Raw genomic sequence first — 23,596 nt, forward strand, 5'->3', positions numbered from 1 at the left:
ACATATATCATGTAATCCTATCATTTAGTGGTGAATATTGCTAAATCAAAACTCCCCTGCTTTATATAGTGCAAAATAAAAAAGTGAGATGGCGGCACCATAATTGGCTTCGCCATCTCACTTTTTAGTATAGAACACTGTCATACTTACAAATATTTTCAAACGTATTATAAGAATATGTTAATGATGTAATAAATAATTGCTGCAACAATTGCAGAAATTGGTAATGTAATCACCCAAGTAACAATCATACGTTGTGCTGTATTCCATTTTACACCTTTAATACGGTTAGAAGAGCCTACACCTAATATAGATGAAGATACAACGTGTGTTGTTGATAATGGGAAATGTAATGACGATGCAACGAATATTGTTAATGCAGAAGATAAGTCTGCTGCTGCACCATTCGCTGGACGAATTTTCATAATATTACCACCAACTGTTTTAATGATTTTCCAACCACCTACAGCCGTACCTAGCCCCATCGCAGTAGCACAAGCAACTTTAACCCACATTTGTGGCTCAACGCTAGTACCAGTTTGTATATTAGCAACAATTAGGGCTAATGTAATAATACCCATTGATTTTTGTGCATCGTTTGTACCATGTGAAAATGATTGTAACGCTGCAGTAAATATTTGAAAGAATCTAAAGTTACGATTAGACTTTGTAAGATTCGCATTTTTAAATAATACTTTTACGATCGAATACATAATAAAACCTACACAAAATGCAATCATAGGAGACACTAATAATACGATAATTATTTTTGTGAATCCTTCATAATGTAAAACTGCAAATGAGCCTTGTGAAGCAATCGCTGCTCCTGCAATAGAACCAATCAACGCATGGGATGATGAGCTCGGTATCCCATAATACCATGTGATTAAATTCCATAAAATCGCCGCGATAATCGCCGCTAAAACGACAACGAGTCCATTTTGTAATTTAAATGGGTCTACAATATCTTTCGTGATTGTACCTGCAACCCCTGTAAAAGTTAATGCTCCAATAAAGTTCATCACTGACGCTAATAGTATAGCAGTTCTAGGAGTTAAGGCACGTGTTGAAACAGCAGTAGCCACAGCATTGGCTGTATCATGGAACCCATTGATAAAGTCAAATACAAGTGAAAAAATAACGATAGCTACTGTGATGATCAAAATATATTCCATAAGTTAGGACTCCTTAGCTATTTTTCATGATTATAGTTTCAAAGTTATTCGCAACAGCTTGACATTTATCTGCAATTTCTTCCATGCTTTCATAAATCTCTTTTATCTTAATTAATGTAATTGGATCTGTTTCACTATTAAAAATATGCTTGATTGACTGGCGTAAGATACCATCACAATTTGTTTCAAATTCTTTAATATTAATAGAATGAATACGCATATGTGATAATTTTTTATCTACAAGTAGGCCAACAGCTAATTTCATTTCTACAATAGCTTTTTGGATATTGTCAGCAAATTCTGCCATGTATTCGTCCGTATATTCGATAGAATACATCTCAAACATCGCTGCTGTTTCTTCAATTGCGTCTAACACATCGTCAATTGCGTTACACAAAGAGAGGATATCCTCACGTTCAATTGGTGTAATAAAAGTTTGGTTTAAATCAGAAATAACTTGGTGCATTAATTCATCGCCGTGTGATTCGTACGTTTTGATATTATCCGAATAGGCTTTAAGATCTAAATGTGTATTGAAATCCATTTTACCAAATTCGATGGCCGCTCTATCTAAGTTGAACACCATTTCTTCAAGTTTCACCATGAACTTATCTTTTTTCTTGTTAAACATCCAAAAAATCCTCCATTTACAGTGATTGACTGCAATCACTTTCAATAAATTTAAAAAAATTTTAAAATTTAAGACAAATTAAGATTGGCAAGATTTACATTAACTCACTGTTTCAAGGCCAAAATAATAGCATTGATATGTATAGCAATGAGTATTTGCTTATAATGGTTTAAAAAATCTCACAAATGTTGATTTATCCTTCTTTGAAAATATCACAAAATTTACATTCCCACAATTAAATTTACAAATTCTTAACAATTCATTTTTCGTATTTACGCAAAGTTTACATTAATCATTCACATAATTGCATTCATAGAATATAAAGTTTAATGTTATTTACAAATTAAATTCACATAAGATATGATTGCACATTTATCACTGGTATTCAACTATTACTTACATAAACTGTGAAATTCCATTTACTTCTTCATATTTTCCCTTAAATACGATTTCATACAAAAAATGCCAGCACCAAAGTGCTGACAGTTACTGTCCATATAATGATATTATGAAATGTTTTCATTTAGTTTTGAGACGATATCATTTTGATTAGGGAATATGAATTTAAATGTTGTCCCAATGCCTACTTCTGACGTAACGTTGACGGCAATACCCAGCTTATCTTTAACGTGATTAACCAAATATAACCCAATACCTGATGAAGCAGTGCTATGGCGATAAATCGTAGAGGTGAATCCTTTTTCAAATATTCGCGGCAAGTCTTTTTTACTAATGCCCCTACCCTCATCATTTATTTCCAGCACCACATGGCCTTGTGCTTTATATGCACGAATATGAATGGTACTATCTTCACTGTATTTCACAGCATTAGACAATATTTGCCTAATCATCATACGACACCACTTCGTATCTGTATAAATCATGAAGTCATCGTCAAAATCCAAATCATACCCTATACCTTTAGATTGACTAATATATCTCGTGATTTGAATTTCTTCTATAACTAATCGTTTCAAACCAACTTTTTCAAAATACATATCTTTATTTTGAGAAGTTAAACGTGTCAAAAACAACTGTCGATCTAACATATCATTGATTCTCGACCACTCATATAGTAATGCATTTTTCCGTTCTTGATCTTGTTCTTTTTCAATCAATAATTTCATAGCTGTCACTGGCGTTTTGATATCATGCACGAAATCAGTTAGTGATGCTTCTGTAGATCGAATTTGTTGTGTTTGTTGTGTTACTAATGATTTTTGGGTTGTAATTTGGCTGTATAAGTAATCAACCATTTCCTGTTGTAACGGCGTATCTGCGAGCGATTTATGTTTCAAGGCTTCTGGTTCAATATTTTCATCTAGATGCTTAAAGAACTTAATTTCTTTGATATAAGTAAATAATAAAAATAATACAGATATACCTAAATTCAACACGATTATATAAAAAATACTGTAAACACTTATATCGTAATCTAAATATGCAACACCTAAAAACACACAATGTAAAAATACTAACCATAAAATCCAATATATACGCGACCTTAAAAAGATAAGTAACCACTTCAAATTAGCCATGTGCCATATATCCTTTACCAATCTTCGTTTCTATCGCATCATTCATATCAATATCTGCTAATTTTTTCCGAAGACGATTTACGTTAACTGTAAGCGTATTGTCACTCACAAATGCTTCATCATCCCATAATGCTGTAATCAAGGTGTCTCGCGTCACAATTTGATTCTGTTTTTTCACTAACATTTCTAAAATAATCATCTCAGTCTTAGATAAGAAAATTTGGCGGTCTCCTTTACTAATACTATCTTTAGTCAAATCTAGTACCGCATCTTGCCATGACAACACGCGTTTCTCATCCAAACTAAACTGATACACACGTCTATAGATGGCCTGTAATTTTGCAATTAACACACTCGTATTAAATGGTTTTTGCACATAGTCATCCGCACCCAATTCCATACTCATAACTTGGTCCATTGGATTATCTCTTGATGATAAGAACAATATTGGTGTATTTGACACTTCTCTTATTTTCCGTGTCCAATAAAAACCATCATACTTAGGTAACTTAACATCCATAATAACAATCGCAGGTTTCACCATCTCGAATTTTGCCATGATATCGCTAAAATCATCAATGCCATTGACATTAAAATCCCAAAGTTCTAATTCTTCACTTAATTCTTTAAATAATGTCATATCATCTTCCACTAATAAAATGTCCATATAATCACCTTTTATTTATTTAGTATATTTTATATCTTCACCAGACTGTATGCGACCATTGAAATGTTTAATGCGACAATCAATTTCAAAGCCACGTAACATCAAACCTTGAAATGGCGATTGTACTAAATAGTAAACTGGCCAAACTAATTTAGGAATATAATCATACAGATGAACCAGTACTTTCTGCGTATCTTTAAGCATTCTAAATTCTAACTTACCTTGTTTTTGCAAATTGGGTTTAACTACCGTACCACCGACTAAATGCAACACAATCATATCTTGATCAATATAATCCTTATGCAACACTAATAACGGATTCTGTTTATCTTTAATATAGATTACATAATTATCTTCATCCTTGTATGTATGTAACATTGTTCCTTTCGTTTCATCCAACCATTGAAAATAATACTCAACCATTTGCTCCAGTGTCCAGTTCATCGGCAACTGGATACTTAAAGCACTTCGCACATCATCATATTTCGACACTTGAAGTTCAACTGCAACATGTGGTCTTGATACTATTTGTTGTGTTTTTTCAACGGGAACACCGTACGCTTCTAATCGTTGAATCGTTTCAAAATCAAAACGACTACCACTAATATATATGATTTTCCCAATATCATGTGCCGCAGCCGCTCTACCAAAATTATCCGCAGCAATTAGATTCAAATCACGTGCCGTCGCTTGCGTAAGCTTGGCCGAGTGTTTGGTTGGATCTAAATAATAAATCGCAATATCCATACCTTCCATTGCATTCCATACATCTGTGTAGTTATAAATATCCTTTTTTAGCCACGTTACTTGTTGAAAATCTTTTTCCTTTGGATACTTTGATAATGTATATAGTTGACCTTCATCTTTGATAGAGTGTATCAAGTTTTTTCCTATATAACCTGTGACGCCAGCTAGTAAGATATTAGGTTTCATAAATTGGCTCCTTTGCATTTATTGTTATTGAATTATATATTGCTAGTATTATGGTAATATTGATGTTAAGTTATACTATAACTGAGTAATAGCAAAATAGATATAAGGAGTGGACATATATGGTTCATCAAATACGTGAAATTGGCATCAACGATATAGATCCATTTGTTAAATTATTAACAACAATTTATGATGAATCTGATTATTTAATCTACAATCCAGGTGAGTATGCACCATCTAATAACGACGCAATTGCAAATTTGGAGCATTATATCACTTCACCCTCCAACGCTATATATATAGCTGAAAATAATGGCGAGCTTGTTGGTTTCGCTATCGTTACAACTGAAGATTTCGAACGCACACGCCATGAAGCTTCGTTCTCTATGGGTGTTATTCGACATTATCGTGAAAAGGGATTAGGTCAATCCTTAATCAATTCCATTGAAGCATGGTGCTTGAACCATGATATTCGACGTATTGAAGCATTCATCGTCCCTGAAAACGAAACCGCCGTTGATTTATTTAAAACTGCTGGTTACCAAATCGAAGGCGAACTTCGCGATAAATTATTTATTGACGGTAAATATTACAACCAATATATAATGGCAAAATTATTATTATAACTTACTGCTTTATGTATGTTTAATTCATTGATGCATGTTATTTCCATTGTATATGAACAAAGCGTCAAATGACAATCATGTCATTTGACGCTTTTGTTTTCATCTATATTAGTATGGATTTAATTCTACACCATTTGGATTTGAAGCATCTTCATTTAACTCCGTTTCCACACCCGACGAACTCGTATTTCTACTTAAAAAGCTCAATACATCCTTCATGTTTTGGCGAGATTCTGGTAAATCTAGATGAAATTGATATTGATGCCTCAAATTATGTGTACCATCGTAAAATAATTTATCTACTGGAACATCTTTTGATTTCAGTTTTTTATAAAATTCAATATTTTGACTATAGAATGGATCCGCATCTCCTACAGATAAAAAAGTTGGTGGGTATTCATTAGTTATTTGGTTTATTGTCGACATTTCACTGATGTATTTAAACTGTTGTTCCCAGTCTCGTTTACCAGTATAACTTTCCATAAATAATTGAATTCTTGGAAATTCTGTTGCCTTTACCGTTTTCATATCATAAAAGCCACCAAAAAAGATTGCTGCTTTTAATTGCTCCGGATCAAAACGTTGTTCAAATTTCATATCATTTCTCAATGATTGATTCGTTTGTATGGCTGTATATTGACTAGATAACTGAGCACCAGCAGAATCACCACCAAAAATGACTTGATCAAAATCTATTGGCAGTTCATGCTTGTTTCTTTTTATAAATTTTACTGCCTGATCAATTTGTTGTAATTGTGATGGATACTTATAATCAGGAGCTAAGGCATAGTTTATATTTACTACGATATATCCTTGTTCTGCAATTTTAGCTAGCAATGGATTTTTATATTGTTTATCGCCTGCAATAAATCCACCCCCATGCATCCAAAAAATCACAGGTAACTTATTATCTTTATCTAAATCTGTTGGTGTTAATATGTCTAACCTGCTATTAGGATAGCCTTTACCATACGTTATATTTGTAAATGCATTTACATTTTTATTATTAATTTGTACTTTTTCTTTTATTTCTTGTGAGTGTTGACGATCATATTGCACTTTTAATAACAATGCTGTTACTAAAGATACGACAATAAATACTATCACTGCAATCATCGTCCATTTATGTTTTTTCTTCATGCACTACCTTCCCTTTCGGAAGCATTGTACCATATTTAATTATGTCGCTGTAGTCTAATTCCATTTTCTTTAAATTTGAAAAATTTCTTACAAAAAGGGCTAATCCATTCAATATGGGTTAGCCCTTTTACTTATAAAGTGCAACAATGTATCTTTGTATCGTGTCACACTATGCTCATTCTAATTTTACTTACGCAATAAATTTCTTGTTTTGACGTTTTCTGCTGTAGTATTTCACAAGTACGCCGATTACAACTACTAAACCTACAACACCCATAATTGGGTATAAGAAGGTGATAAGTCCAGCGAAACCTACAAAACTTAATGCGAATGCAACAATGACCATAACAACGATAAAAATATGATATTTTTTGCTATATGGTTCTGTAAATCTTGCTGCAAATGAATACATAAGTCCAAGAATTGTATTATACATTACCGCTAACATAATAATTGATAATACCAATCCAATCCATGGATGGATATCATTAGCTAACGTCAACATCGGAATTGATGCATCTTGGATTTTTGTGAATTCTGATTGTAATGCAAAGTTGATAAGTGCTAATAAGATTGTATACACAATACCACCAAATAATGCACCTGCGCCTGAAACTCTACGTCTCGAAGCGTCTCCACCAATTGCAACAATCGTACTAAATCCAACCGCAAATGCTAAACCACCGTAATTAATACCGTATAAGATACCTTTCACGAGACTTGCATCTGGTACTTTTTCATTAACTTGACCAATCGAAATACTTCCATTGAATAAATAATAAATGGCAATAATTACTACCAAAATAATCAAGAACGGTGTAACGACACCTAATGCACGTACAATTTTATTGAAATCCATTAATAATGTAATGTAGATTGCAATGACCATAATTAGTGCACCTAACCATGTTGGTACGCCAAAACTTTCTTGGAATGTTGACCCAGCACCTGCGATCATTGTGACTGAGATACCAAATAAGAAAAATATTAATAAATAGTCTACAAGTTTACTAAACTTATCTCCGAATAAGTAGTCTAAAGTAGATTCATGGTTTTGTGCATCAAATGCAGTACCAATTTTTGCTACTTGTCGACCTATAAAACCTAAAATCAGACCCGAAAGTATCACACCAATGTATGACCATAGGCCAAATGGTGAGAAAAATTGCATAACTTCCTGTCCTGTTGAAAAGCCGGCACCTACTACGATACCAACATAAGCGAAACCAATTTTTATAGCTTCTTTATTCAACCCCATGTGATTTTAACCTCCTCATAGTTAACACATTGAGTTATTATAACTTACTGAATATATTTTGCAACTACACAATATAAAATTTTACACTATAGATTATAATTAACACAATCTTGTAATTAGCTTAATATAATTAAAAATACATTTAGTGTTTTAAATATAATCAAGTTAGTTATTAAACCCTTATTTTAAAACTAAAATTTAATGGATTTTTGTAAATTTATACAATTATGTAAAGCATTAATAAAGTTTTAAATTTCATCCATTTTTTTATTTATTTCTTTGGTTACTTACCCTTCTAGGAGGATGTAAAACAAAAAAAGAACTAAAAGCAGGCACATACAAGATGTATCTATTTTAGTTCTTTATTTTAAGCATTCACTTTATTAATTAAGTCAAAATCTAATTTTCATATTTCAATACTAAATTCACTGCATTGTTTAATGTGCGTTTTTAAAACGATTCAATTCGTTGAAATCAACAACAACATTATCCATACGTTTGGCAGTTTCTTTTAGTACATTACGCGCAACACTATTAGAAGGATCTAATTTAAGTATTTGACGAGAAACATCTAATGCTTTTTTATCAGAAATGACTGGTTCGGGAACTGCATGTAGTAACAACATTTGTAATAAGCTTTTTACTTCTTTGCCCTCAGTAAGTTTTATGGATGAATCCGCATGATAGTATGCAGAATCTAAAGCACCCTTCAGTTCACTTAGTGGATAAACTAATAATAAGAAAGCTAAGTCGTGCATTTCTGCCGTTTCTTCTACTTTCATCATATCTAAAATACATGTGTAAAACATGATACTTTCCACTTCATGTGCACTTGAAATATATGCCTCTTCAAATTCCATAAAATCTGATTGGGACATTAGTCGTTTGACTGACTCAAATTCGCCGTTTAAGACATGCTTTTGTATCAAATCTTTCATGGCAATGTCCTCCTAAATATCCAGATTTCTATTACAGTTAGCTTTTATTCTACCATAATTTACTGATATATTCATTTAAAAAAGTATTTTTTGTCAATTTAATGATGCGATATGCTTTATTATACCTAAATTGAATTAACATTTTATCAAGCGCGCGCATTTTAATTAGAGAAAAATCTAGAACTGATTTAAAATACAGACATAATTCTTTTCTTCATCAATATATTACTATTTAACTTTCTTAAAACGATTCATTGCCCCACAAATTTCTCAACAGCGCATATGGAGGGACCTTTTATCCAAAATTTTGTGTAAGCTCATCAAGCGTATCATCGATAGAAGCACCTACAGATAATTTTACTGCTGCAGTGAAACTACCCTCTACAATAGGTGCATCCACTTTCACAACACGTTGTGCTCCTTCGTACATTTCAATCGCCAAATCTAAATTCATTTCAGCCGAACCAATATCATAGAAACATAACGCATCATCATCTAATTCATTAATCAACGATTGTATATGATCATATGAAGTGCCAATTCCACCATCAACGCCACCTTGTGCCACAATTGTCACACCACTTGCCATTTGTTCTAATAATTCCTTTGTACCTTCGGCAATTGCATGACTATGACTAACTACTACTATCTGTGTCATATCTATTCATCTCCAATCAAAGCGTTTAAAATATACACACTGCTTTGTGCGCCTGGATCTATATGCCCTTTTGAATCTGCTTTAAAGTAAGATGCTCTACCTTTAGTTGCCTCAATATCTTTTGTTAAATCAGCATAAGACTGCAACACATCATAATTTAATGTTTCGCCTTCTTTAGCCGCTTCATTTGCGCGCGCTACTACGTCGTACATTGTTTTTTCGTTCAATTCAACTTTCCCTCTTTGAGCAATAGCTTCTGCGAACGTATTTAATAATACTTTTAAATTGTCTTGATCAATTTCATCTTCAGCTACCTGAGCCATTTTCACAAAACTGAAGCCATATAGTGGTCCAGAAGCGCCACCAATATTAGACATCAACGTCATGCCTGTAGATTTTAGTAAACTTTGCATTGAGCTGTCATCGATATTATCAGGTAGTGCTTTAAAACCTCTAACCATATTGACACCATGGTCGCCATCACCAATTGCTCTATCTAATTCAGTTAATAAATTTTCTTTTTCTTCAAATACATCTACTAAATTCAATAAACGTTGTTTAAGTTCAGTTACATTCATAATAAAAATGCTCCTTTGTATATAGTAATCACTTCTTGTTAATTAAAATATGGACTTGCTGTGGAAGCTGTTAATGCTTTTAATAACGTTTCAGATTCTGGAACAAGCGTTAGTGAAAAACCTTGCATATCTAATGCAGTCATATAATCACCAACGAACCATTTGGTAACCGTTTTATTTTGAGATTCTAATGCTTCATCAACATATTTTGCAACGATATTAAGTTCAGATAACGGCGTTGCGCCCATGCCATTGACCATAACTATAAGACGGTCCTCATTCACTTCATTAAGTAATTCATTGAGTAATCGCGCAACAATTTTGTCTACTGTTTCAACTTTTTCACGAGATAAGCCTTTTTCACCATGAATACCCACACCAATCTCCATTTCGTCAGCTTCAATATCGAACCCATATTGTCCAGTAGTTGGAACCATTGGCGCAGTCAGGGCCATACCAATCGTTTTAATATTGGGTAGTACCGTTTCAATTTGCGCTTTCATATCTTGCAATGACGAACCTTGTTCTGCCAAATAACCAGCATATTTATGGACAAGCACAGTCCCCGCAACACCTCGACGCTTATCGACATCACTGACTGCAATGTCATCTTTTACTATAACTGTTTCTACTTGAATGTCTTCCATTTCAGCCATTTCTTGCGCCATCTCAAAATTCATCACGTCACCAGCGTAGTTTTTAACTACTAACAGTACACCCTCACCATTATCAACTGCTTTAATTGCATTCAATATTTTATCAGGTGTTGGTGACGTAAATACTTCTCCACAGACAGCAGCATCTAACATACCTTGTGCTACATACCCAGCGTGTGCCGGTTCATGGCCACTACCACCACCGGAAACAATGGCAACACCTTGTTGCTTTTTATCTGCTCTTACAACAACCGTATCTGAAATAATTTTTATATCTTTATTTGTTTTTGATAATCCATCTAGCATATCTTTTAGAAAATGTGTTTTGTCTTTAATTAATTTTTTCATAACGATGGCCTCCTCAATTTTCCGCTTCATGTATAGTATACCCCACCCACAAATGTAAACGCTAACATATTAAATTGAATTTTTATATTTTTTGAAAACAAAAAACGAATATCTGCCGATACACTGACAGATACCCGTTTTAATTCTAATTGCGTTAGACTGATTTCGTTTTGTACATTAAATATAAAAAGTATGGTGCACCAACAATAGCTACGACAATCCCAGCTGGAATTCCAGAAGGTTGTAATATCACTTGTCCTACTGTGTCAGCGAATACAAGTAAAAAAGCCCCAATGAGAACTGCAAGCGGTAAAAACAATTGATGCCTTGGTCCAACTATTGACTTAGCAATATGTGGTCCCAATAAACCAATAAAGCCAATAGCGCCAGCTACAGAAACTGCAGCTGATGATAACAATACTGCAACTAACAGTAATACAATGCGCTCTCGTCCTATTTTGACGCCGACACCTTGTGCAATGTGTTGATGTGTATTTAACAGATTCAAGACATTAGCTTTAATTAAAAGGTAAGGGATAAGTACAATTACCCAAGGCAGGAATGCAATTACAAACGCCCACTCGTCACCCCATATATTACCGGCAAGCCACGAAGCAATAAATTCTGATTGATCTTCGTCAAATGTCGACATCAATGTAAGTGAACCACCACTAAGTGCTGAAGCCATACCTACACCGACAAGTACCATACTCGCTGGCGTGATACCCTCACCTTTATTATAGCTAAAGGAAAAAATAATCAGTGCTGTTAATACCCCACCAATCATACTAATAATAGGTAATACATAGATAAAGTTGTCTGCATCGACTTGCCCTACCACGATGAAGAGTGAAATTACAAATCCGCTACCAGCATTAATACCAAGTATGCCTGGTTCTGCTAATGGATTTCGCGTAACACTTTGAATAATGGCACCACTCATAGCTAAAGCTGCTCCTGCTAGTATCGTAATGACCATACGTGGCAGCCTAAATTCCATTAATATCAAGGTATCTGTATACTCACCTTGACCGATTAATGTTTTAAAGAAAGCTCCCATAGACATCTTATACTCACCAGAGGTCATACTCCACGCGCAAGCCAACAATACACATATCGTTAGAATAATCATTGCGTACCACTGTTTACGCTTTAATTTTGGATCAATCATGAGAAGCGTCCTCCTCTTTTAACTAAGTATAAGAAGTAAGGTACACCAATAAAGGAGATAATAGCGCCAACAGGAGCTTCTCCTAGCATTCGTGCAATCGTATCTGCCACAAGCAACAACAATCCACCTACAACCGCTGTAAGTGGGATGACACGTGCATAGTCAGTACCTACTAAATATCTCACTATATGCGGTACCATGAGTCCAACGAATGCAATCTGACCTACCATGGCAACGGCAATCCCTGCAAGTATCATTGATAAAATTAATGTAATGCCTCTTGTAAATGCCACATTCTGCCCTAGACCTTTGGCTAACGTTTCACCTAGATTTAATATTGTTAATTGTTTACTCATCGACACGATAATCACCAATGAAACTAAAATAAATGGTGCAGCCCACATCAATTGATTCCAAGTTGTTCCTGACACACCGCCAGCACTCCAAAATGTTAAACTTTGATTTAATCTAAAGAGTAACGCAACGCCTTGGCTCAGTGCAGTTAATAATGCACTTACAGCTGCACCTGCAAGGATAATTCGCATCGGATTGAACCCATCACTTCTTGAACGCCCAATCATAAGCACAATAAATCCACCAATTAGCGCACCTATGAAACCTGCAAACATCATTACTAAAAACGGTGCAGTTGGATAAAATGCAAAGGTAAGTGCCAACATGAATGCGGCACCCGAATTTAAACCGATGAGACTCGGATCTGCGAGGCCATTTTTTGTCACACCTTGAATGACTGCACCTGAAGTTCCGAGTGCGACACCAACCAATATTGCACCAATATCTCTTGGGATACGAATTTCACTGATGATATTATGCTGTTGATTTTTTGGATTATAATCAAAAATCGCTTCAAAAATCGTCGTTAAATGAATTTTTGCATCACCATACAGTATCGAAATCATCAGTGCGATGATTAATAATACACATGCAATACTAAAGGTCGCAGTAAAATTTAACTTCCCTTTTCTCTTTGTAGTCATAATTTACCCCTAAACTTCTGAATAACTTTTTTTGCATAAATCGTATGTCACTAGCATTGGTTTTCCAGTTCTTGGGTCAGTACTAATTTCAACATCTATGTTAAATACTTTTTCTAGTATATCTTTCGTTAATACGTCTTCTGTATCACCATCTGCGACAATATCACCATTTTTCATTGTAATTAAATGATCTGAAAAGCGCACAGCCTGGTTAATGTCATGTAACACCATGATGATGGTACAGCCTTGCTCTTTATTTAATTGCGTAATTAATTCTAATATTTCTAATTGATGAGAGATGTCCAAATATGTCGTTGGCTCATCTAAGAAAATAATATCAGTACGCTGTGCAAGTGCCATAGCAATCCATACGCGTTGACGTTGTCCACCACTTAAATCGTTAATCGATCTCAATCGGAAATCATACGTACCTGTTACACGCATTGCCCAATCAATTTCTTTCTTATCTTCAGCAGAAAGTCGACCAAATCCTTTTTGATGTGGAAAACGTCCATAAGACACCAATTCTCCAACTGTAAGTCCGTCTGCAACTTCAGGTGATTGTGGTAAAATGGCAATTTTCTTAGCAATTTCTTTAGTAGATTGCGCATGTATATCTGCATTATCTAACTTGATTGCACCACTTTTAATTGGCAATAAACGCGATAACGCTTTCAGTAATGTCGATTTCCCACAACCATTCGGTCCTATAATCGAAGTAATCTTCCCATCGGGTATTTGGACATCTAAATTATCGACGATGACATGATCTCCATATCCAATTGTGACTTGTTCACCTTTTAAGCGCGTCATAAATTCCCTTCTTCCTATATTAATAAGCTTAACATCCTAAATTTTCCCAAATATTTATGTCAATTTACTAAGATTTTCAATTAATCTCTAGTAAATGATAATCATTATCACAGGAGGTATTATATCATTTTTTATATCTATTGACTATTAAATATTTTCTCGTGATACGTTCTACATCTTGCTTTTACTGACACCGACAGCTATCCAGCCTCAATTTTTAGTAAAATAAAAAAGCTTCAACTCTAGGTATTTGCACTAAAGTCGAAGCTGATATCATCATTACGTATTATATGTTTTAATGTTCATCTATTAAGAAACCATTGCCATATACATCACGCACATCGTGAATAACGAGGAAAGCATCTTCATCAATTTTTTTAATCAGACGCTTGGCTCTTGTAACCTGTGTCTTTGTTATAACGACGTATAAGATATCTTTTTCTTCTTTTGAAAAGTAACCACGTCCATTTAAAATCGTAAGCCCTCGTCCAACTTGTTCGTCAATGACTTTTGCAATTTCATCGGGCTTGCTAGAAATGATTGTCATTGCTTTCTTCGTATTCAAACCTTCAATAACGTAGTCCATTACTTTAGTCCCAATATATAATGAAATAACTGTTACCAAGGCACTCGGAACTGGTATTACAGTTAGTGAAATTGCAACTACGATGAGATCAAAGAATAGCAGTGCATAAGGCGTACTAACATCCAGATATTTATTTGCGATTCGTGCCAAGATTGTTGTACCAGCAGTTGTCCCACCAGCTAATACAATAACACCAATACCTAATCCAACACAGGCACCACCAAATACTGCATTGACCAGAATATTACCTGTTTCAATCTTCCAACTGACGGTTAACTCTAAGAATATCGAAATAAGTATCGTTGCTACAATCGTTAAGTACATACTTCTTTTACTCAAAAATTTATAACCGATTGCGATAAGCACAGCATTAAAGACAAAGTTAGTAATACCGGGAGAAATATGAAAGGCATAGTATAGTACGATGGCTATACCAGTCACTCCTCCTTCACCTAGATCAGCAGATATAATAAATGTATTAACTCCCGCTGAAAATATGAATGACCCTAAAACGACTAATATTAAATCACGTACTGTTTTATTCACCCACACAACCCCCTTGTATTTGATTCAATCAATTGAATAGTAGCAAATAATTACATATACCACAACATCTATAACCCTTAAATACACTAAAACTTCCCTTTTATCCATAATGATTTTATATTTCACTCACTCAAAAATTTACTTTTTAAAAATTCTGAAATTTCTGTTTACTTATAAAATCTATTTTGCTATAATGATTTCTAACTTCTTATTTTTTAAAACTTTAAGAAGTGATCTCCTTTGTGTTGTTTATAATAATCAACAACATAATTTTTGCTCGAGTATATAATTAGTTCCTAGTCCTTACTATTTATATACAATTTATTCATTTCCCGTAAAGCCAGATCATGTAATAAGTGTCTCCTCACTTTTATGGTCTGGCTTTTTTATGCTATAGATTCACAACTCACTATTTATCACATGCAATGATACAACCACTGCTATTTTTGACTTAACAGTTCTGTGTTTAACAACAATCTAAATTTTTTATGCGCAGCCAAATCATTTGTTATTACATAATTAAACGCGTGCATCCATTGTTTCGGATACACGCGTTTGTTTTAAAATATATATTGATAACTTACTTTGAACAGCGATTTATTTTGACAATTACCAAGCAAATAAACCGACGAAACCTGCAGTCATTAATGAAACTAAAATACCTGCTAATAAAAGCATTGGCACGTATTGTGAAACAAAGTCTGATGTTTTCTTATCAACAATCCCTTTCAATGTACCTACGATCATACCAATCGTCGAGAAGTTGGCGAAAGAAATTAAGAATGTTGTAATTACTGCACGTCTGTGTGGTGAATAAGAATCAACCACATCTTTAATTTGACCCATAACAACAAATTCGTTCGTCACAATCTTTTTAGCCATTTGTTGTGCAACTATCCATGCTTCATCAAATGGTAAACCAAGTAATAAGGCAAATGGATACATAAATACGCCTAGAATTTGGTCTAAACCAAAGCTTCCTTTGATACCAGCCCAATTCGCTACAACGCCTGTTAATAGATTAATGAGGCGGTCAATTAAATCAGAGAGTGCCACAAAACTGATAACGAATGCAACGATAATTAAGATTAATTTACCAGCATTGAGTACTGAATCTCCTAAGAAAGAGAAAAAGGGTTGACGCTCTAATTCATCATTTTGAATACTATAAATGATATCCTCTTTTTCTTCTAGTGAAATAGGATTTAGTATTGCCGCAACAATAATCGCATTGATTACATTTAACGGAATTGCCGTTAATACTAAGTCTCCTGGAACCATAGATACATAGGCACCTACAATCGCACCCGATACAGAACTCATCGACATCATAGCTACCGTTAGTACACGGGCTTCTTGCATACGTTTGAGTTGTTCATTGGAAACAGCTAAAGCTTCTGTATTTCCTAAGAACATCATTTCGATACCGAAGAAAGATTCAAATTTAGGTTGGCGTGTAATTTTTGCTAATACCCAACCAATACCTCCAATAACTTTAGGCAGAATATTGAAATACATCAAAATATCAAAAAGTGGAACTACTAATAAAATCGGGAATAACGCACTAACTGCCATATCCATAGCACCTGGTTTCACCCAACTTGCAAATGCAAATCCAGTACCCATATGTGCAGAATCAATAACCCAAGAAATACCATTTGCTAATAACTGTACTGTCGATTTCCCCCATGGAAAGTACATTAAAAACCATGCTAAAAACAAATTTAAAACGACTAATATACCAATTGATTTCCATTGAATGTTCTTTTTGTCTCTAGAAAAAAGCACGGCAATGCCTAGAAATACAAATAATCCAATGATATTAATCACTAAAAACATCTTACACCCACCATTCCATAATAAAATCATTGATTACAATGTCATGTTGAAAGTCATATTTACTATGTATTAAGCGACATCAAGTTGCAGCAAACGCAATATTAATATAACTTGTTTCCACTCATACATAAGGTGAAAATTTGACAACTTTTATTTGCTTATTCATTATTTTTAAAATTACACTTTCATAAAAACACTGTTTTTTATAATGCACAGTTATTATAGCATGTGTGGACTTTATATAAAATAACTATTTTATCGTTCGAATAATAATCAACTTTTCGACGCCATAATAATACAATGTTCGCCTTTAGATATGAAAACGGCTACATGGTACCTATTAAAGTTAAGTCATGTAGCCTAATTTTTATTCTGATAGGTTTTGTGTATTTACAAACTGACGATATTTTTCATGATTTGTGATCAATGCTTGGTGTGTGCCTACACCAGTTACTTTACCAGCATCGATAAATATAATTTGCTCTGCTTTTTTAATTGTTGATAGCCTGTGTGCGATAACCACGGTTGTACGATTATCCATGAGCTCTTCCAACGCATCTTGGATTTTACGTTCACTTTCACTATCTAGATTGGCTGTAGCTTCATCTAATAACAGGATATCTGGATTTTTTACGAAGCTACGTGCAATATCGATACGTTGACGCTGACCTCCTGAAAGTTTCAAGCCACGCTCACCCACTATCGTATCGTATCCATCTTCAAATTGCTCAATAAATTCATGACAATTGGCCAATTGAGCATAATGTTTGAGTTCTGAATCACTGACTTCTCGATTGATACCATATAGGATATTATCTCGAATCGTCCCATTCATCATGGAATTAGATTGCATTACATAGCCAATCTTTTCACGCCAATCACCCAACGCAATGTCGTATATAGACTTACCATCATATGTAATGTCACCTTGTTCAATATCATACATGCGCTCAATGATATTGAAGACTGTACTTTTACCTGAACCTGATGGCCCGACAAATGCCGTTACTTTACTAGGTAAAATTTCAAAACTGACATCTGAAAGGATAGGTTTAACACCATATTTAAAGTCTACATGTTCAAATTTTAGACTTCCATCCGTAATAACACCTTCTTGTTTAAGATGTAGAGGTTCCGTAGGTTCTTCTAAAATTTCATAAATACGACTACTTGCGCCTACTGCTTTTTTATAATCTGTAACCAATGTCGATAAGTTCACTAATGGAGATGACAATTGAATCACATAGAAAATCATCGCAATTAACGTACCAGCTGTAATCGCACCTGATGAAATTCTAAGTGCACCAAAACCTAGTATAATGGCAATGGTTAATAACATAATCACACCAGAAATAGGTTGTATAATCGCAGTAATCTTAGCTTGTTTAAGTCCTAAAAAGTAGATTTCTTTCAGGTTTTTATGTGCATTATCTAATTCTAAGTCTTCTGTATGTGACACTTTAACAAGTCTCATTTCTGTTAAAACACGACCTAACAATCCACTAAAGTTGGCAATTTCAGACTGTGTTTTTTTAGAAATATTTTGCATAATCTTTCCTAGTGGAATCATGATAATTACGAACACTGGTATTGTAATAAATGTTAGCAATGTCATCTTCCAATCCATCACAAACAGCATAATCATCGAGCCAATAATTGTAAGTACAGAAGGTAATAGTTCTGGTAATTTCTGTGAAATAAATTCATTAATGACTTTCGTATCATCTGTAAGTCTACTCATTAGTTGACCACTTTCATTTTGATCAAAGAATGGCATTTTCAAATGAATAATATGACGCCATAGTACCGAACGAATCGCGTAAATGACCTTTTCACCTATTTTACTTAGTAGATATAGCCCTACACCACTTAATAATGCATTAACGATAAATACCAAGATAAAACCTGCAATAAACATCCAGTTCATATTTTCAAACGAGAATTTATCGACAAGTTTCCCCGTAAATAAAGGAACGAGCAGTCCTGTGATACTACCTAATGAAGAAATTAATACGGCAATAATGATCAGACCGATCGGCCATGATAATTTTTTAAATAAGTAGAATAATGGATTCTCTTGCTTCATGTTTTTTACCTCTTCTAAAATATTTTAATTCACTTACTTTGAAAATGAGCAATAATTTTAATTTCGTGTCGCTTATTTCTCGACGTAACCCCTTCTATTTTACACAACTATTTTTTAATTCACAAACGTTCTAAAATTCATTGGGTTATATTTTATTATAAGTTTGCATTATGCTAAAATACTTCTATTGCAATTAAAACTGAATATATATTAAGAGGGAATGTAATTATGAGAAAGTTTATACTAACAATCGTAACTGTACTCTTCGTTGGTACAATTATAACACCTTTTGCACAAGCTGAAAGCATAACGCCAACACAAGCTGCAAATCAATATGGTTATAGTGTCTCTGACGCCTATCAGCCTGAAGGTGCAGTCAATGTTGCTCAAACCGGGCAAGTGCTTTATCAATATAATATGAATAAAACATGGTACCCCGCTTCAATGACGAAGCTCATGACTATGTATTTAACGCTAGAAGCTGTTAAGCATGGCGAACTATCTTTAGATGATAAAGTTAAAATAACCGACAAACATTACAGAATGTCTACTTTACCGGAATTAAGTAATACTAAATTGTATCCAGGTGAAACATATACGATTAAAGAATTATTACAAATCACTGTTTCTAACTCAAGCAACGCTGCAGCACTTATTTTAGCAAACGAAGTTTCTGATAATACTTCAGATTTTACAGATAAAATGAATGAAACTGCTAAATCATTGGGTATGAAAGACACACATTTTGTAAATCCAACCGGTGCTGAAAACAAACAACTTCAAGAGTTCGCACCAGCAAAATACAATAATGAAGATAATAATACATCGACTGCAAAAGATTTCGGCATCTTGTCACAACATGCTGTACAAGATACGCCTAAGATTTTGTATTTCACTAAGCAACTCGCACCTACGCAACATGGCGTCACTTACTATACATTTAACCATTCACTAGAAGGCGCTGATATGAGTCTAAAAGGTACAGATGGATTAAAAACCGGTTCGAGTGATATTGCCAACTATAACCATTCAATCACGACTGAACGCAATGGTTTCAGAATTAATCAAGCCATTATGGGTGCTGGTAACTATGATAACCTAGGTGGGGAGAAACAGCGTAATATGATGGGCAATGCATTGATGAATATGTCCTTTGATCAATACAAATATCAAAAAATATTATCTAAAGGTGAACAAAAAATAAATGGTAAAACATACTTTGTTCAAAAAGACCTTTATGATGTACTGCCTAAAAACTTTACTAAGAAAGACTATAAAATGATAGTAGAAGATGGCAAAGTCCATATCGATTATGACCGTACTTTCATATCGAACAAATATGGTCCACCTACTGTTAAAGTAGGTAAGCCCATCGTTCACCAAGCAACAACAATTGTAAAATCAACATGGGATGACCATCCAGTATTAACTTTACTCGGTACTGTGTTACTCATTGCAGCTATCGCAATCATTATTTTTCTAACTATTGATATATTGAGAAGGAAATTTAGATAAAGCGCATATATCATTTCAGATTCTAGCCCGCCTATAATTTTCCAAACAAAAAGCTGTATGTAACTGAGACATGATAAATGTTTCAGACACATACAGCTTTTTTAGTCCAACTATCATGACCACATGATGTTGGGCTTTTTATTATTTCGCGTTATCGCCATACAGTTCTTTTTTAATTTTAGTTGTAGAAATTCCTTCTGTACGATTAAGATAAATGACTTCACATTTATCTTTAAGGAAATCAAACTCACCTTCCCAATCATGTCCCATCACAAACGTATCAATTTCATAGCGCTCGACATCAATTTTTTTTTGATCCCAACCACTCTCTGGAATGACTAAATCGACAAAACGTATAGATTCCAACATCATTTTGCGTTGCTCAAAGTTATAATATGATTTTTTATTTTTAATACGATTAAATTCATCAGTAGACAATGCAACGATTAAATAATCGCCCATTTCTCGTGCTCTTCTTAACAATTCAATATGGCCATAATGAAGTAAATCATAGGTCCCATAAGTGATTACTCTTTTCATAAGTGTATACTCCTTAACAAAATATTAAATTGATACGTTTCATTTTTAAAGATTATATCACATTCATTTAAAGTATAAGCAATGAACTATTTTAACGCTTTAAAAATTGTTTTAATTTTGTTCTTGATTTAAACTTCGCACGTTTAGGTAATACTTCAACTTGGAAGCGATAGTAATTAGGTCTACCAATCCCCACCTTCAACAACGTCTCTCTCCATTGTTGATATAGCGATTTATCCCATTTTTTACCGCCTTGTTCTATGACTTTTACCAGTCTAAACATTGCTTCACCACTACAATCAGTCTGCTGCATTGCTTCCATATAGGCTGTTACAGACGTAATTAATGTTTGTGTAATTGTTGGCTGTTTTTCAATAAATGCTTGCACTAAATAACTCACAATTAGCTCATCCATACGATAGCTATAATAGACACGTAATTCTCTTAACAATAATGCTTCCATTACCCGCGCTCTCACTTTTTGTGCATCTGAAATATAGGCATTAAATTGGTCCGCACGCTGGTCAGTTACAGAACCTTCTTGTACATTATATCCATAAACCATAGTCGGTAATAATTGAATATCACGCGCTTTTTTAAATGCATCGATCATGAACGTATGCTCTTCACAGAACACAACATCTTCATCGAAACGTAAATCTGCAAATTGAGCGCTAAACATTTTGGCGCCTGGACCAATCGATTGCATCATTTCTGGGCATTGTGCCAGATTGACTTTTTCTAATTTCTGTATTGCTTGATGCGAATAAATCGGATGCCAAGTATCATGGCTGTCTCTAGCAATTTGTCCAATGACGATATCCACGTTTTCATCTTTCTGATAGTAATCCGCCATAAAATCAATTCTACTAGGCAGAAATTGATCATCTGCATCTAAGAACATAAATACATCACCTGTCATAGATGATATCCCTACATTTCTGCTTGTAGCGGCACCTTTATTCTCTTGGTTAATGATGATGACATTTTTATATTCTTTTTGGAGTTGCTCTAATGTTGCTTTACTATCATCTGTTGACCCATCATTAATACAAATAATTTCATATTGATGCTTTGTGTCGATAGATGCAATTGCTCTACGAATTGTCTTAGCTGCATTATAGACTGGAATTATAATTGAAATTTTCATAGTTTCACCATTTTCTCTATTTCATTTATTACTTGTGTCAGGCTTTCTGATGTATTATATTCATGCCATTGCTTAAATAATGGCTGCAACGTCGTATCTTGAGTTCGTAATTTTTCAAGCAACGCTTCTTCAGAATACGCTTTATATTCATCAGGTATTGCTTCATAAAATGTATTTAAACCACGTTCTTCTTCATATGCTTGCTCATCATAGACATAAAAGAGTGTTGGTTTCTCTATAATGCTCGCTTCGATAGCTAAAGAACTATAGTCACTGATTATAACATCAGCTAGCAGCATTAACGTTTGTAAATCAATGGACGTTTGTGCGTCTGCTTGAATAGATGGATGTAATTTGCTTATGAGCGTGTAACCTGGTAAAGCCGCTTCAAAACGTTCTTTATCTATTTGTCGATTCGCTTGTTTATGCTCACGGTAGGTCGGTACATAAATAGCTACGTTCCCTTCAATACCATATTGTTTTTTCAATGCTTGCTGTTTCTGTTTCACATCTATTTGAGTGTAAGGGACCAAGCGTGGCAATCCAGTTTTTAAAAATTGCTCCTCAGTTGCACCAAATGAATCTTTAAAACATTGCTCCATAGGCTGACCACCAACTAAATACTTATCCGTTGCATTGTAAACTCGTTTATATTGTGCAACCATCTTAGGATTAGACAAATCGACTTGATGATCCGTCAAACCAAATTTTTTTAATGCACCCGCAGCATGCCACGTTTGTATGATTTTTTGGCTGCGTTTCTTTTTAAAGCCTCCAAGCATTAAATAATACGTATCAATGACGATGACTTTTGCAGTACTCAACACCTTAATATGCTTCAGCACTTGTTTGTTCCCTGCTGGTATGAAGTTAATGTTCTCTAAATGTTGGATATATTTATAATTTGTTACGTCACCAATAACTGTAAGTTTATAACCCTTGTGATATAACGCCTCGATAATTGGACGTACATCTTCTACAAATGTCATCAACACCACAATATGATTGTTTTGCACCTTTTTTTTAGCGTACATCACATTCAAAAGGCCAATGATGACCATATACAATTTTTTAATTATTTGTCTCAATACATTCACCACCAATATCATTTTCGCTATTTTTACTATATTATAGCTATCCTCATGCCAAAATTATAGAAAAATCCATTTTTATCTTGTTTTCATTAAACAAAATTTTTTGCTAATA

The 23,596-nt window shown here is 34.1% G+C and carries 22 protein-coding genes; 2 read left to right on the plus strand and 20 right to left on the minus strand.

What is annotated here, in order from left to right; all coding sequences use genetic code 11:
* Nucleotides 1–167: 167 nt before the first annotated feature.
* From BJS11_RS02160 to BJS11_RS02180, 5 genes are all read right to left on the minus strand, one after another.
* Entirely contained in the window at nt 168–1,175 is a 1,008-nt protein-coding gene (locus BJS11_RS02160; RefSeq protein WP_069994321.1) for an inorganic phosphate transporter, read from the minus strand.
* A 13-nt stretch (nt 1,176–1,188) separates the two neighbouring features.
* Nucleotides 1,189–1,806 (minus strand): DUF47 domain-containing protein, encoded by a 618-nt coding sequence (locus BJS11_RS02165; RefSeq protein WP_069994320.1) that lies wholly within the window; start codon nt 1,804–1,806, stop codon nt 1,189–1,191.
* Between the two features lie 506 nt (nt 1,807–2,312).
* The gene (locus BJS11_RS02170; RefSeq protein WP_069994319.1) at nt 2,313–3,344 is read right to left on the minus strand and encodes a sensor histidine kinase; all 1,032 of its coding nucleotides are present in this window, start codon (nt 3,342–3,344) and stop codon (nt 2,313–2,315) included.
* Nucleotides 3,337–4,011: a response regulator transcription factor gene (locus BJS11_RS02175; protein WP_069994318.1), complete on the minus strand. Its 675-nt coding sequence runs from the start codon at nt 4,009–4,011 to the stop codon at nt 3,337–3,339. The genes BJS11_RS02170 and BJS11_RS02175 overlap by 8 nt, the downstream gene beginning before the upstream one ends.
* Before the next feature lie 15 nt (nt 4,012–4,026).
* On the minus strand, nt 4,027–4,944 hold the full coding sequence (locus BJS11_RS02180) for a Rossmann-fold NAD(P)-binding domain-containing protein (RefSeq protein WP_069994317.1): 918 nt from the start codon (nt 4,942–4,944) through the stop codon (nt 4,027–4,029).
* Between the two features lie 119 nt (nt 4,945–5,063).
* Here BJS11_RS02180 and BJS11_RS02185 point away from each other — a divergent pair, with 119 nt between their 5' ends.
* On the plus strand, nt 5,064–5,570 hold the full coding sequence (locus tag BJS11_RS02185) for a GNAT family N-acetyltransferase (protein WP_069994316.1): 507 nt from the start codon (nt 5,064–5,066) through the stop codon (nt 5,568–5,570).
* A 108-nt stretch (nt 5,571–5,678) separates the two neighbouring features.
* On the opposite strand, the gene BJS11_RS02190 is transcribed toward BJS11_RS02185, so the two are convergent.
* From BJS11_RS02190 to BJS11_RS02245, 12 genes are all read right to left on the minus strand, one after another.
* Nucleotides 5,679–6,710: an alpha/beta hydrolase gene (locus BJS11_RS02190; RefSeq protein ID WP_069994315.1), complete on the minus strand. Its 1,032-nt coding sequence runs from the start codon at nt 6,708–6,710 to the stop codon at nt 5,679–5,681.
* Between the two features lie 190 nt (nt 6,711–6,900).
* Nucleotides 6,901–7,968 carry a YkvI family membrane protein gene (locus tag BJS11_RS02195; RefSeq protein WP_069994314.1) on the minus strand — a complete coding sequence of 356 codons (1,068 nt, stop codon included), beginning with the start codon at nt 7,966–7,968 and terminating at the stop codon, nt 6,901–6,903.
* A gap of 437 nt (nt 7,969–8,405) precedes the next feature.
* The gene (locus BJS11_RS02200) at nt 8,406–8,906 is read right to left on the minus strand and encodes a hypothetical protein (protein ID WP_069994313.1); all 501 of its coding nucleotides are present in this window, start codon (nt 8,904–8,906) and stop codon (nt 8,406–8,408) included.
* 295 nt (nt 8,907–9,201) lie between these two features.
* Nucleotides 9,202–9,564, minus strand: a complete 363-nt coding sequence (gene dhaM, locus BJS11_RS02205) for a dihydroxyacetone kinase phosphoryl donor subunit DhaM (protein WP_069994312.1) — start codon at nt 9,562–9,564, stop codon at nt 9,202–9,204.
* 2 nt (nt 9,565–9,566) lie between these two features.
* Nucleotides 9,567–10,142 carry a dihydroxyacetone kinase subunit DhaL gene (dhaL, locus tag BJS11_RS02210; protein ID WP_069994311.1) on the minus strand — a complete coding sequence of 192 codons (576 nt, stop codon included), beginning with the start codon at nt 10,140–10,142 and terminating at the stop codon, nt 9,567–9,569.
* Nucleotides 10,143–10,180: 38 nt separating this feature from the next.
* Nucleotides 10,181–11,146 carry a dihydroxyacetone kinase subunit DhaK gene (gene dhaK, locus BJS11_RS02215; protein WP_069994310.1) on the minus strand — a complete coding sequence of 322 codons (966 nt, stop codon included), beginning with the start codon at nt 11,144–11,146 and terminating at the stop codon, nt 10,181–10,183.
* Nucleotides 11,147–11,300: 154 nt separating this feature from the next.
* On the minus strand, nt 11,301–12,317 hold the full coding sequence (locus tag BJS11_RS02220; protein ID WP_069994309.1) for a FecCD family ABC transporter permease: 1,017 nt from the start codon (nt 12,315–12,317) through the stop codon (nt 11,301–11,303).
* Nucleotides 12,314–13,315 (minus strand): FecCD family ABC transporter permease, encoded by a 1,002-nt coding sequence (locus BJS11_RS02225; protein ID WP_069994308.1) that lies wholly within the window; start codon nt 13,313–13,315, stop codon nt 12,314–12,316. The genes BJS11_RS02220 and BJS11_RS02225 overlap by 4 nt, the downstream gene beginning before the upstream one ends.
* A 9-nt stretch (nt 13,316–13,324) precedes the next feature.
* Nucleotides 13,325–14,128 carry an ABC transporter ATP-binding protein gene (locus tag BJS11_RS02230; RefSeq protein ID WP_069994307.1) on the minus strand — a complete coding sequence of 268 codons (804 nt, stop codon included), beginning with the start codon at nt 14,126–14,128 and terminating at the stop codon, nt 13,325–13,327.
* A 295-nt stretch (nt 14,129–14,423) separates the two neighbouring features.
* Complete coding sequence (locus BJS11_RS02235) at nt 14,424–15,260, minus strand: YitT family protein (RefSeq protein ID WP_069994306.1); 837 nt, start codon at nt 15,258–15,260, stop codon at nt 14,424–14,426.
* A 609-nt stretch (nt 15,261–15,869) separates the two neighbouring features.
* Nucleotides 15,870–17,099: a NupC/NupG family nucleoside CNT transporter gene (locus BJS11_RS02240; protein ID WP_069994305.1), complete on the minus strand. Its 1,230-nt coding sequence runs from the start codon at nt 17,097–17,099 to the stop codon at nt 15,870–15,872.
* Between the two features lie 367 nt (nt 17,100–17,466).
* Nucleotides 17,467–19,185, minus strand: coding sequence for an ABC transporter ATP-binding protein (locus BJS11_RS02245; protein ID WP_069994304.1), 1,719 nt, complete (start codon nt 19,183–19,185; stop codon nt 17,467–17,469).
* Between the two features lie 228 nt (nt 19,186–19,413).
* On the opposite strand from BJS11_RS02245, the gene pbp4 reads away from it, so the two are divergent.
* Nucleotides 19,414–20,700, plus strand: a complete 1,287-nt coding sequence (gene pbp4 / locus BJS11_RS02250; protein WP_069994303.1) for a penicillin-binding protein PBP4 — start codon at nt 19,414–19,416, stop codon at nt 20,698–20,700.
* A gap of 141 nt (nt 20,701–20,841) precedes the next feature.
* Here pbp4 and tagD read toward each other — a convergent pair whose 3' ends face one another.
* From tagD to tarB, 3 genes are all read right to left on the minus strand, one after another.
* Nucleotides 20,842–21,240, minus strand: coding sequence for a glycerol-3-phosphate cytidylyltransferase (gene tagD, locus BJS11_RS02255; RefSeq protein WP_069994302.1), 399 nt, complete (start codon nt 21,238–21,240; stop codon nt 20,842–20,844).
* A gap of 91 nt (nt 21,241–21,331) precedes the next feature.
* Entirely contained in the window at nt 21,332–22,390 is a 1,059-nt protein-coding gene (locus tag BJS11_RS02260; protein ID WP_069994301.1) for a glycosyltransferase family 2 protein, read from the minus strand.
* Nucleotides 22,387–23,478: a teichoic acid glycerol-phosphate primase TarB gene (tarB, locus tag BJS11_RS02265; RefSeq protein ID WP_069994300.1), complete on the minus strand. Its 1,092-nt coding sequence runs from the start codon at nt 23,476–23,478 to the stop codon at nt 22,387–22,389. Before tarB ends, BJS11_RS02260 begins: the two co-directional genes overlap by 4 nt.
* Nucleotides 23,479–23,596: the final 118 nt, after the last annotated feature.

Source organism: Staphylococcus caeli, assembly GCF_900097965.1.
Taxonomy (GTDB): Bacteria; Bacillota; Bacilli; order Staphylococcales; family Staphylococcaceae; genus Staphylococcus; species Staphylococcus caeli.

What these genes read in the sequence shown, in the direction of transcription:
- pbp4 (WP_069994303.1), top strand. Translation starts at nt 19,414, where the DNA reads ATGAGAAAGTTTATACTAACAATCGTAACTGTACTCTTCGTTGGTACA.
- BJS11_RS02245 (WP_069994304.1), bottom strand. Translation starts at nt 19,185, where the DNA reads ATGAAGCAAGAGAATCCATTATTCTACTTATTTAAAAAATTATCATGG.
- dhaL (WP_069994311.1), bottom strand. Translation starts at nt 10,142, where the DNA reads ATGAATGTAACTGAACTTAAACAACGTTTATTGAATTTAGTAGATGTA.
- BJS11_RS02190 (WP_069994315.1), bottom strand. Translation starts at nt 6,710, where the DNA reads ATGAAGAAAAAACATAAATGGACGATGATTGCAGTGATAGTATTTATT.
- BJS11_RS02180 (WP_069994317.1), bottom strand. Translation starts at nt 4,944, where the DNA reads ATGAAACCTAATATCTTACTAGCTGGCGTCACAGGTTATATAGGAAAA.
- BJS11_RS02220 (WP_069994309.1), bottom strand. Translation starts at nt 12,317, where the DNA reads ATGATTGATCCAAAATTAAAGCGTAAACAGTGGTACGCAATGATTATT.
- BJS11_RS02170 (WP_069994319.1), bottom strand. Translation starts at nt 3,344, where the DNA reads ATGGCTAATTTGAAGTGGTTACTTATCTTTTTAAGGTCGCGTATATAT.
- BJS11_RS02160 (WP_069994321.1), bottom strand. Translation starts at nt 1,175, where the DNA reads ATGGAATATATTTTGATCATCACAGTAGCTATCGTTATTTTTTCACTT.
- BJS11_RS02230 (WP_069994307.1), bottom strand. Translation starts at nt 14,128, where the DNA reads ATGACGCGCTTAAAAGGTGAACAAGTCACAATTGGATATGGAGATCAT.
- BJS11_RS02185 (WP_069994316.1), top strand. Translation starts at nt 5,064, where the DNA reads ATGGTTCATCAAATACGTGAAATTGGCATCAACGATATAGATCCATTT.
- BJS11_RS02260 (WP_069994301.1), bottom strand. Translation starts at nt 22,390, where the DNA reads ATGAAAATTTCAATTATAATTCCAGTCTATAATGCAGCTAAGACAATT.
- dhaM (WP_069994312.1), bottom strand. Translation starts at nt 9,564, where the DNA reads ATGACACAGATAGTAGTAGTTAGTCATAGTCATGCAATTGCCGAAGGT.
- BJS11_RS02195 (WP_069994314.1), bottom strand. Translation starts at nt 7,968, where the DNA reads ATGGGGTTGAATAAAGAAGCTATAAAAATTGGTTTCGCTTATGTTGGT.
- BJS11_RS02165 (WP_069994320.1), bottom strand. Translation starts at nt 1,806, where the DNA reads ATGTTTAACAAGAAAAAAGATAAGTTCATGGTGAAACTTGAAGAAATG.
- BJS11_RS02175 (WP_069994318.1), bottom strand. Translation starts at nt 4,011, where the DNA reads ATGGACATTTTATTAGTGGAAGATGATATGACATTATTTAAAGAATTA.
- dhaK (WP_069994310.1), bottom strand. Translation starts at nt 11,146, where the DNA reads ATGAAAAAATTAATTAAAGACAAAACACATTTTCTAAAAGATATGCTA.
- BJS11_RS02225 (WP_069994308.1), bottom strand. Translation starts at nt 13,315, where the DNA reads ATGACTACAAAGAGAAAAGGGAAGTTAAATTTTACTGCGACCTTTAGT.
- BJS11_RS02240 (WP_069994305.1), bottom strand. Translation starts at nt 17,099, where the DNA reads ATGTTTTTAGTGATTAATATCATTGGATTATTTGTATTTCTAGGCATT.
- tagD (WP_069994302.1), bottom strand. Translation starts at nt 21,240, where the DNA reads ATGAAAAGAGTAATCACTTATGGGACCTATGATTTACTTCATTATGGC.
- BJS11_RS02200 (WP_069994313.1), bottom strand. Translation starts at nt 8,906, where the DNA reads ATGAAAGATTTGATACAAAAGCATGTCTTAAACGGCGAATTTGAGTCA.